6 protein-coding genes, 4 tRNA genes and 1 pseudogene are annotated in these 8,475 nt (G+C 42.9%); 2 read left to right on the top strand and 9 right to left on the bottom strand.

The window, feature by feature from the left end:
• Window positions 1-6: 6 nt before the first annotated feature.
• The 9 genes from B4F08_RS08465 to B4F08_RS08505 all read right to left on the bottom strand — a co-directional run bounded on the left by B4F08_RS08465 (window position 7) and on the right by B4F08_RS08505 (window position 6,964).
• Window positions 7-83, bottom strand: a tRNA-Pro gene (locus tag B4F08_RS08465).
• Between the two features lie 18 nt (window positions 84-101).
• Window positions 102-177: transfer RNA gene (locus B4F08_RS08470), tRNA-His, on the bottom strand.
• 36 nt (window positions 178-213) lie between these two features.
• Window positions 214-290: transfer RNA gene (locus B4F08_RS08475), tRNA-Arg, on the bottom strand.
• A 46-nt stretch (window positions 291-336) separates the two neighbouring features.
• Window positions 337-413, bottom strand: a tRNA-Pro gene (locus B4F08_RS08480).
• A 154-nt stretch (window positions 414-567) separates the two neighbouring features.
• Window positions 568-1,635, bottom strand: a complete 1,068-nt coding sequence (gene nadA / locus B4F08_RS08485) for a quinolinate synthase NadA (RefSeq protein WP_291374138.1) — start codon at window positions 1,633-1,635, stop codon at window positions 568-570.
• A gap of 144 nt (window positions 1,636-1,779) precedes the next feature.
• The gene (gene argJ, locus B4F08_RS08490) at window positions 1,780-3,000 is read right to left on the bottom strand and encodes a bifunctional glutamate N-acetyltransferase/amino-acid acetyltransferase ArgJ (protein ID WP_291374131.1); all 1,221 of its coding nucleotides are present in this window, start codon (window positions 2,998-3,000) and stop codon (window positions 1,780-1,782) included.
• 157 nt (window positions 3,001-3,157) lie between these two features.
• Window positions 3,158-3,505 carry a hypothetical protein gene (locus B4F08_RS08495; RefSeq protein WP_119064638.1) on the bottom strand — a complete coding sequence of 116 codons (348 nt, stop codon included), beginning with the start codon at window positions 3,503-3,505 and terminating at the stop codon, window positions 3,158-3,160.
• Window positions 3,506-3,695: 190 nt separating this feature from the next.
• On the bottom strand, window positions 3,696-6,419 hold the full coding sequence (gene secA, locus B4F08_RS08500) for a preprotein translocase subunit SecA (protein ID WP_291374132.1): 2,724 nt from the start codon (window positions 6,417-6,419) through the stop codon (window positions 3,696-3,698).
• Window positions 6,420-6,634: 215 nt separating this feature from the next.
• Window positions 6,635-6,964 carry a hypothetical protein gene (locus B4F08_RS08505; RefSeq protein ID WP_291374133.1) on the bottom strand — a complete coding sequence of 110 codons (330 nt, stop codon included), beginning with the start codon at window positions 6,962-6,964 and terminating at the stop codon, window positions 6,635-6,637.
• Window positions 6,965-7,396: 432 nt separating this feature from the next.
• On the opposite strand from B4F08_RS08505, the gene B4F08_RS08510 reads away from it, so the two are divergent.
• The gene (locus B4F08_RS08510) at window positions 7,397-8,038 is read left to right on the top strand and encodes a peroxiredoxin (protein WP_086210395.1); all 642 of its coding nucleotides are present in this window, start codon (window positions 7,397-7,399) and stop codon (window positions 8,036-8,038) included.
• A 308-nt stretch (window positions 8,039-8,346) separates the two neighbouring features.
• Window positions 8,347-8,475, top strand: a pseudogene (locus B4F08_RS08515) (MBL fold metallo-hydrolase); the annotation flags it as partial.

The raw sequence follows: 8,475 nt of genomic DNA on the forward strand, positions 1-8,475 counted from the left end.
AATAAATGGTCGGAGCAGTAGGATTCGAACCTACGACCCCCTGGTCCCAAACCAGGTGCACTACCAGGCTGTGCTATGCTCCGATTTCAACTTTTTAAAGTTGGGGTGAATGACGGGATTCGAACCCGCGACAACTGGAATCACAATCCAGGGCTCTACCAACTGAGCTACATCCACCATCATGTTTCGGTTCTTATATACCAAGCTACCAAATGGCGCGCCTGACAGGATTCGAACCTGTGACCATCCGCTTAGAAGGCGGATGCTCTATCCAACTGAGCTACAGGCGCATGACCAATAATACGAGGTATTATGGAAAACCTTGCCTTGAAGAATTGGTCGGAGCAGTAGGATTCGAACCTACGACCCCCTGGTCCCAAACCAGGTGCACTACCAGGCTGTGCTATGCTCCGATTCATCTCAGCTTTTCGTATCGAACATCTCGTTCGGTACGGTGTGCATTCTAGGCGCGACGCTTGATAACGTCAACACCTATATTTAAAAAAAATAAAAAAATCACGTCAAATGTATATTAATCAAGCGTTTCAGGCATTTTTTATACAAATTTTAACGTTTTAGCGATGCACTGAAATCTAACATGCGATCTAAAGGTAATTTTGCACGCTCAGCAAGTGCAGGATCTACAAATATTTCCTGATCGCCGCGCTGTAATACCTCTAAAATCCCATCTAGCTCATTCATTGCCATCCACGGGCAGTGTGCACAAGACCGACAAGTTGCACCCTCACCTGCTGTCGGGGCTTCAACTAAAATTTTGTTGGGTACGGCTTGTTGCATTTTGTAGAAAATACCCCGATCCGTCGCAACGATCAATCGCTCATGTGGCAAAGTCTGAGCAGCTTTAATCAGTTGTGATGTGCTCCCGACAGCATCGGCAATATCAACCACAGATTCAGGTGACTCTGGATGGACCAAAACAGCAGCATCTGGATAAAGTGCTTTCATTTGAGCAATACCGCGCGCACGGAACTCTTCATGCACAATACATGCCCCATCCCAAAGTAACATGTCTGCACCTGTTTTCTTTTGGATATAACGTCCCAAATGCTGATCGGGCGCCCAAATAATTTTTTCACCCAAACTATCTAAGTGCTCAATAATCTCAACTGCACAGCTTGAAGTCACTACCCAATCGGCACGGGCTTTCACTGCAGCTGAAGTATTGGCATAAACCACAACGGTATGATCAGGATGTGCATCACAAAACTGGCTAAACTCATCGACTGGACAGCCCAAATCTAAAGAGCATGTGGCTTCCAAAGTGGGCATGAGAATGGTTTTATTTGGCGATAAAATCTTTGAAGTTTCCCCCATAAATTTAACGCCCGCCACCACTAAGGTAGATGCAGGATGATCACGACCAAAACGTGCCATTTCCAATGAGTCGGATACGCAACCACCACTTAATTCGGCCAATTCCTGCACTTCTGGATCACAATAGTAATGTGCTACCAAAACTGCATCGCGTTTTTTCAGCTCAGCCAAGATTAGGGCAAACTTTTCCTGTTTTGCCTCCTCGCTCAGCTGTGACTCTTTGGTCTCACCCAAACGGTCCAAATGCGCCTGCACAATTGATTTTGCTTCATTGGCAATTAAATTGGTCGCATTGTTCATCATTCATCCATCCCTTCATGCTTATCAACAAGCAATTCCCACACTCAATTTATTGGTCAAATGGCATTTAGGCTTTTGACCAATCATTCAAAAGCACTCAAGATAAAAAAGCCTCCAATGGAGGCTTTCTTGAGCATGTTCAGATTAAGAGCGGTAGTCCGCATTAATCTTCACATAATCATAAGATAAGTCACAGGTATAGACTGTGTCTTTCGCCGCTCCGCGTCCAAGGTCTACACGAATGGTCATTTCCGCTTGCGACATTACACGAGCACCTTCTGCTTCCGTGTAATCAACTGCCGCTCCACCATCCTTACAGATTTGCACATCATCTAACCAAACTTGGATTTTTTCAACATCTAAATTTTTAACACCCGCATAACCAATCGCAGCCAAGATGCGTCCCCAGTTCGGATCTGATGCAAAAATTGCAGTTTTCACCAAAGGCGAATGCGCAATACTATAGGCAATATCGCAACACTCTTGTGTATCATTCCCACCTTCAACTGCAACCGTAATAAACTTAGTTGCACCTTCACCATCGCGTACAATCAGTTGTGCAAGGCGTTTCATTATACGGGTCAATACATCTAAGACTACAGCATAACGTGGATCATTTGTGGACTGAATTTCAATACCACCAGCTTGTCCTGTGGCTGCAAAGATACATGAATCATTGGTCGAAGTATCACCATCAATGGTAATTCTGTTGAACGAAACATTCGCTGTTTCACTCAAAAGTTGCTGAACCAAATTACGGCTGATAGGTGCATCAGTTGCAACATAACCTAACATGGTGGCCATGTTTGGACGAATCATACCTGCACCTTTAGAAATACCCGTCATGGTATAAATGATGCCATCTAGCTCGAACTGTTCAGATGCGCCTTTCGGAGTTGTGTCAGTCGTCATAATACCAGTAGCAGCGTCGACCCAAGCGTCAGCACTCAAACTATTTAAAGCAGGCTGTAAACCACTACACAAACGTTCTAAAGGCAATTGCTCACCAATTACCCCAGTTGAGAATGGCAGGATTTCGTTCGCCTTTACACCGGCAAGTTCAGCCAGTTTTGTGCAAGTGCTTTGAGCATTAGCCAGACCAGTTTTACCTGTGCCTGCATTGGCATTCCCTGTATTAATGACAAGGTAACGTGGATTTGCTTGTTGTAAGTGCGCTTTAGACACATGCACAGGTGCTGCACAAAAGGCATTTTGGGTGAAAACACCCGCAACGTTGGTTCCTTCAGCAAATTCGAAAATGACAAGATCTCGTCGGTTCTGATAGCGCACATAAGCTTCAGCCGTTCCGATTCTCACCCCTTTCACCACGTGCATTTGTGGCATTGATACGTCACCTACTGGCATTTTAAACGTCCAATTCATTTGTTAGAAAAACCACAGCTTATTAGAATTTTCAGAAAAAATCGAGCAGAAGACTTTGTTTGTTTTCACTTTTCAAAGTGAGTTCATTTTTGACATAAAAAAACCAATCCGAAGATTGGTTTTATATTTGAAAATACGATTAATTTGAAGCAAGCTGTGCCGACTCAGACAACAGTGCTTGTTTAGCATTTTCTTGGCTTATAGGGGAAAGTGCTGGATTTGAAGCCACGATACGATTCACTGTGACTGCATTCACCGGAGCAATAGCCGCTGTTTGTAATACGACAGGACGTTGATTAGGGTTAGGAAAAGTATAACGAATGCCTGTACGTGGACTTTGTACCGTAATATTGCCATTGGCCTGTGCCGCAGGCGCTGTGGTTGTGCCACGTGCTTGTTGGACTTTAGCTGCGGTAGTGGTGTCTGCAAGTGCAAAAGTTGGAAGCACTAAAGCTACGATCATGATTGGTTTTAATACTTTTTTCATTGTCTTTCCACTTTAGAGATTTAGATAATGAGCAACTAAATAGCATTTAATGACTAAGACTGCAATTGCTATTCACATTCTGCAACGCTTTAGCTGGCATCATAAGCAATATGCAATTTAGCTCAATGAGAATTTTTTAGCCATTCCAATAAAAAGCAGAACCAAAGTTCTGCTTTTTATTACGCAATATTTAGATTTTACCGTGACATTGTTTGTATTTCAGACCTGAACCACATGGGCAAGGCGCGTTACGACTTGCAGGTGCAGCAAACTCTTCTACTGGCTCGTACTGTGCATCTACTTCTGCGAAGTGGCTTTGATCATCGGCCAACAAACCATCAAAGTCTGCATGTGACAAGTTCAATTGCATCGCTTCAGCTTGAGCTTGCTTTTGAGCTTCCATTTCAGCCAGCTCTTCGGCCGTTGGCACATGTACGCGAGATAAATCAGTCACAACATCCGATTTGATAATCGCCAACATATTTACAAATAAGTTATACGCTTCTTTTTTGTATTCTTGCTCAGGATTTTTCTGTGCATAACCACGTAAGTGAATGCCTTGGCGTAAATAATCCATCGCCGCCAAGTGATCTTTCCAGTGGCGATCCAACGAGTTCAACATGAAGTGGCGCTCCAGCATAACTGCAGTTTCATCACCCATTTGTTCACGGCGATTACGATAGCGTTGTACCACTTCATCAGTAATACGCTCAACCAAAGATTCTTCATCTAAGCGACGGTCATCTTCCAACCATTGGTTGATTGGCAAATCAATCGCGAGGTCTTCACGTAATGCTTTTTCAAGCCCTTCAATATCCCATTGATCATGAATTGACTCAGGTGGGATATAGTTAGAAATCACGCCTTTCATCACATCACGTTGCATCTCTTCGATGTAATCTTGCAATGTGCTTTCTGCTAAAACTTCATCACGTTGCGAGTAAATAATTTTACGCTGTTCGTTGTTGACGTCATCATATTTCAATAAGTTCTTACGAATATCGAAGTTACGAGCCTCAACCTTACGCTGCGCATTTTCGATCGAACGTGACACCATTTTATGCTCAATGGCTTCGTCTTCTTGTAAGCCCATCGCACGCATCATACCCACAACACGATCACCCGCAAAGATACGCATCAAGTCATCTTCAAGAGACAAATAGAAACGTGACACACCAGGGTCACCCTGACGACCTGCACGACCACGAAGCTGGTTATCAATACGACGTGATTCGTGACGCTCAGAACCAATGATGTGTAAGCCACCAGAACTCAATACCATTTCATGGCTTTGTTCCCATTCTGCTTTTAAGCGCGCTTCATCTTCAGGGGTTGGGTTTTCAATTTTTGCCAGTAAAGCTTTCCAGTTACCACCAAGCAGAATGTCTGTACCACGACCTGCCATGTTGGTTGCAATAGTCACCGCACGCGGTGCACCCGCTTGTGCAATAATATCCGCTTCACGTTCGTGTTGTTTCGCGTTCAACACTTCATGCTGAATGCCTGCTTCTTTCAATTTATCCGACAGAATCTCAGAGGCCTCAATGGTTGCAGTACCAATCAAAATTGGGGCTACACCAGACTCATGCACGCGTTGAATTTCTTGAATAATCGCATTGTATTTACCATTACGATTTAAATAGATTAAATCGTTTTGGTCGAGACGAATCATTGGACGGTGTGTCGGAATGATGACGACATCTAGACCATAAATTTCTTTCATTTCCGCAGCTTCAGTATCGGCAGTACCAGTCATACCCGAAAGCTTTTTGTATAGACGGAAATAGTTTTGGAAGGTTGTCGTTGCAAGCGTTTGGTTTTCAGGCTGGATTTCCAAGCCTTCTTTTGCTTCAACTGCTTGGTGTAAACCTTCAGACCAGCGACGACCAGGCATGGTACGTCCTGTATTTTCATCGACAATGATCACTTCACCATCATTGATGATGTAGTGCACATTGCGTTGATACAAGTAATGCGCACGAATGGCAGCAGTCACATGGTGAACCAAGTTCAGGTTGGTCGATGAATATAGACTTTCACCTTCAGCCAACAAGCCCATCTCAATCAGTTCATTTTCAACTGTCTCAAAACCAACCTCAGTCATTTCAACAGAGCGTTGCTTTTCATCAATCCAGAAATGACCGCCATCCGCGACTTTTTCTTCTTTCTGCGCATGTAGTTTGGGTGGAATGCTGTTGATTGCAGCATACAGCTGTGAAGAGTCATCACTTTGACCTGAAATGATCAACGGCGTACGTGCTTCATCAATTAAGATCGAATCGACTTCGTCAATGATGGCATAGATCAAACCACGCTGCTTTTTCTCAGCAAGCGAGAACACCATGTTGTCACGCAAGTAATCGAAACCAAATTCATTGTTGGTACCGTAAGTAATATCAGCACGATAGGCTTCAGCTTTCTCTGTTGGATCTTGCATGGAATAGATAATCCCGATGCTTAAACCCAAGAATTCAAATAGCGGACGGTTTAATTCAGCATCACGCTGTGCCAAGTAGTCATTCACGGTAATGACGTGAACACCTTGAGCACTAATCGCGTTTAAATAACACGCCAAGGTACCCATCAGGGTTTTACCTTCACCTGTACGCATCTCTGCAATTTTACCTTCGTGTAAGGTAATACCACCGATCAACTGTACATCGTAATGACGCATGCCCATTACACGCTTAGCTGCTTCACGGCAGACAGCAAATGCTTCTGGGAGTAATTTATCGAGGCTTTCGCCCTTGTTATAGCGTTGTTTAAATTCTTCAGTTTTTGCAGATAAGTCTGCATCGCCAAGAGCGGATATCGTCGGCTCGAGCGCATTAATCTTGTCTACGATTTTACGCATGCGTTTGAGTTCGCGCTCATTTTTGGTACCGAAGATTCCTCCGATCAGACTTGCCAACATGAATAGACTCTCTAAATCTTGCTTGTCAAATGAATATGTTTTCTTAGTCGTTATTATGGTGCTAGAAATTTGAAGTACAAGGGCTTTACACAAAACCATTTAAAAAATCTATTCATTGTTTCTAGCCCGTCGAATCTAAGGCAAACTAATGTAACAAATTTTAAACAGCCGACATAGAGATTTCATCCGAACTCATCAGGATTCAACAGTCTTTTTTAAAGTAGCGACTTTAATTGTTTGCAGTTGTTCAAGGTTTTGCTTTCATGCGCTGGATTTTGCCGCAGCGAACCTTTCACTCCGTTGTTGGACTGACATGGATTCATGCTCTGTAGAAAATCTAAAAGCTGCTCATCATTGACTCGCATTGCAGTGAGAATTGGAACGAGCTGTACACAAGCAACTTGATAAATATTTTTCGCATTCTGACCTCGAGCCAACTCTCGTTCGAGAGCCTGAGACAGCGCCACTTTCCGCTGTGTAAGACTTTTTTGAGACGCTAAATATTGGTCTGTAATTTGTTGTGGCGTTTGACGAGCAGTACTCACTTGGGCTTGTTTTAATTACCCGCTATTTTGCGCATAAGTTGAAGCGAACCCACACAGCAACAAAGTCAGGGCGATACCTATTTTTTTCATTGTTGGAATGCTCAAATTTGTTATATTTTTGGAATCACTTTAAAAAACCAATATAAATCAATCATAAAAAGAATTATAGCCGATCGTATGTGCGATCAATCCTATATAGTTACACACTTTAGAGCAGAAATAATTTCGTTTAAATACCGTTAGTAAACATGCAAATAAACGGTCTCTAGAGCAACAATGAAGTCAAGTTTAATATGATCCAATACATAACAGCTATCCGCCTCATTATGAGTATTTTGTATAAATAAATAATAAAACACTATTTTTCATGCAAAAGAAATTGCGCCATAGTGATGTTCATTCCATAGACATAAAGATAATTTGAGGTTTACCATGAGTTTACGTTTAGGCGATATCGCACCCAATTTCCAACAGGCTTCGAGCGAAGGCGAAATTGATTTTTATCAATTTTTAGGCGATAGCTGGGGAGTACTTTTTTCACATCCTGCTGACTACACGCCAGTATGTACCACCGAGCTTGGCTTTACCGCAAAACTCAAAGATGAATTTGAAAAGCGTGGTGTAAAAGCCATTGCCCTCTCAGTCGATGATGTCGAGTCACATCATGGCTGGATCAAAGACATCAATGAAACCCAAAATACTACCGTGAACTTCCCGATCATTGCCGACCAAGACCGAAAAGTGTCTGAGCTATATGGTTTTATCCATCCGAATGCCAGTGAAACATTAACGGTTCGCTCTTTGGTCATTATCGACCCAAACAAAAAAGTCCGTTTGATTATCACCTATCCTGCATCAACAGGTCGTAATTTCCATGAAATCTTACGCGTGATTGACTCACTGCAACTGACCGATCATCACAAAGTTGCAACCCCAGCAAACTGGCAACAGGGCGATGATGTGGTGATTGTGCCATCACTCAAAGATGAAGCGGAGATCGCTCAGCGCTTTCCGAAAGGCTATAAGGCAGTCACCCCGTATTTACGCCTGACTCCACAGCCTGAGCAAGGATAAAATCTTCTGCTCTTGCACTAGACAAGCGAAGCCCAAAGTTTTGACCGAGCAAACCGATTGAAAACAAAAATGGGCACTGAACTCCAAGCAATCCAAAGAGGAAACTCCCCCATAAAAATGCGTTCTGAGTTACCTTGTATGATCGTTTCAAACTCTAATGACGAGCCGAGTTTGAACTTTTTAAAGCCTGTCAATCGACAGGCTTTTTTCCGCTTAAAGCAGGCACACATGACTCTTTAACAAAATCAAACTGTTAAAACTCAAATCTTCCGCTATAACAGTCCAAACAACACGATAAAAATGACTTTATGATTTATAACATTCACCATTTACATTGTGGCACTATGTGTCCAGTTTGTGCTCCGCTCTTCGGCCAAAAAGGTTTTCAAGCCAAGGTGGTGTGTCATTGTCTTTTGGTTGAAACAGATCAAGGGCTG

The sequence above is a fragment of the Acinetobacter sp. UBA6720 genome, from assembly GCF_002454215.1.
Lineage (GTDB): Bacteria > Pseudomonadota > Gammaproteobacteria > Pseudomonadales > Moraxellaceae > Acinetobacter.

What these genes read in the sequence shown, in the direction of transcription:
- nadA (WP_291374138.1), bottom strand. Translation starts at nt 1,635, where the DNA reads ATGAACAATGCGACCAATTTAATTGCCAATGAAGCAAAATCAATTGTG.
- argJ (WP_291374131.1), bottom strand. Translation starts at nt 3,000, where the DNA reads ATGCCAGTAGGTGACGTATCAATGCCACAAATGCACGTGGTGAAAGGG.
- B4F08_RS08495 (WP_119064638.1), bottom strand. Translation starts at nt 3,505, where the DNA reads ATGAAAAAAGTATTAAAACCAATCATGATCGTAGCTTTAGTGCTTCCA.
- secA (WP_291374132.1), bottom strand. Translation starts at nt 6,419, where the DNA reads ATGTTGGCAAGTCTGATCGGAGGAATCTTCGGTACCAAAAATGAGCGC.
- B4F08_RS08510 (WP_086210395.1), top strand. Translation starts at nt 7,397, where the DNA reads ATGAGTTTACGTTTAGGCGATATCGCACCCAATTTCCAACAGGCTTCG.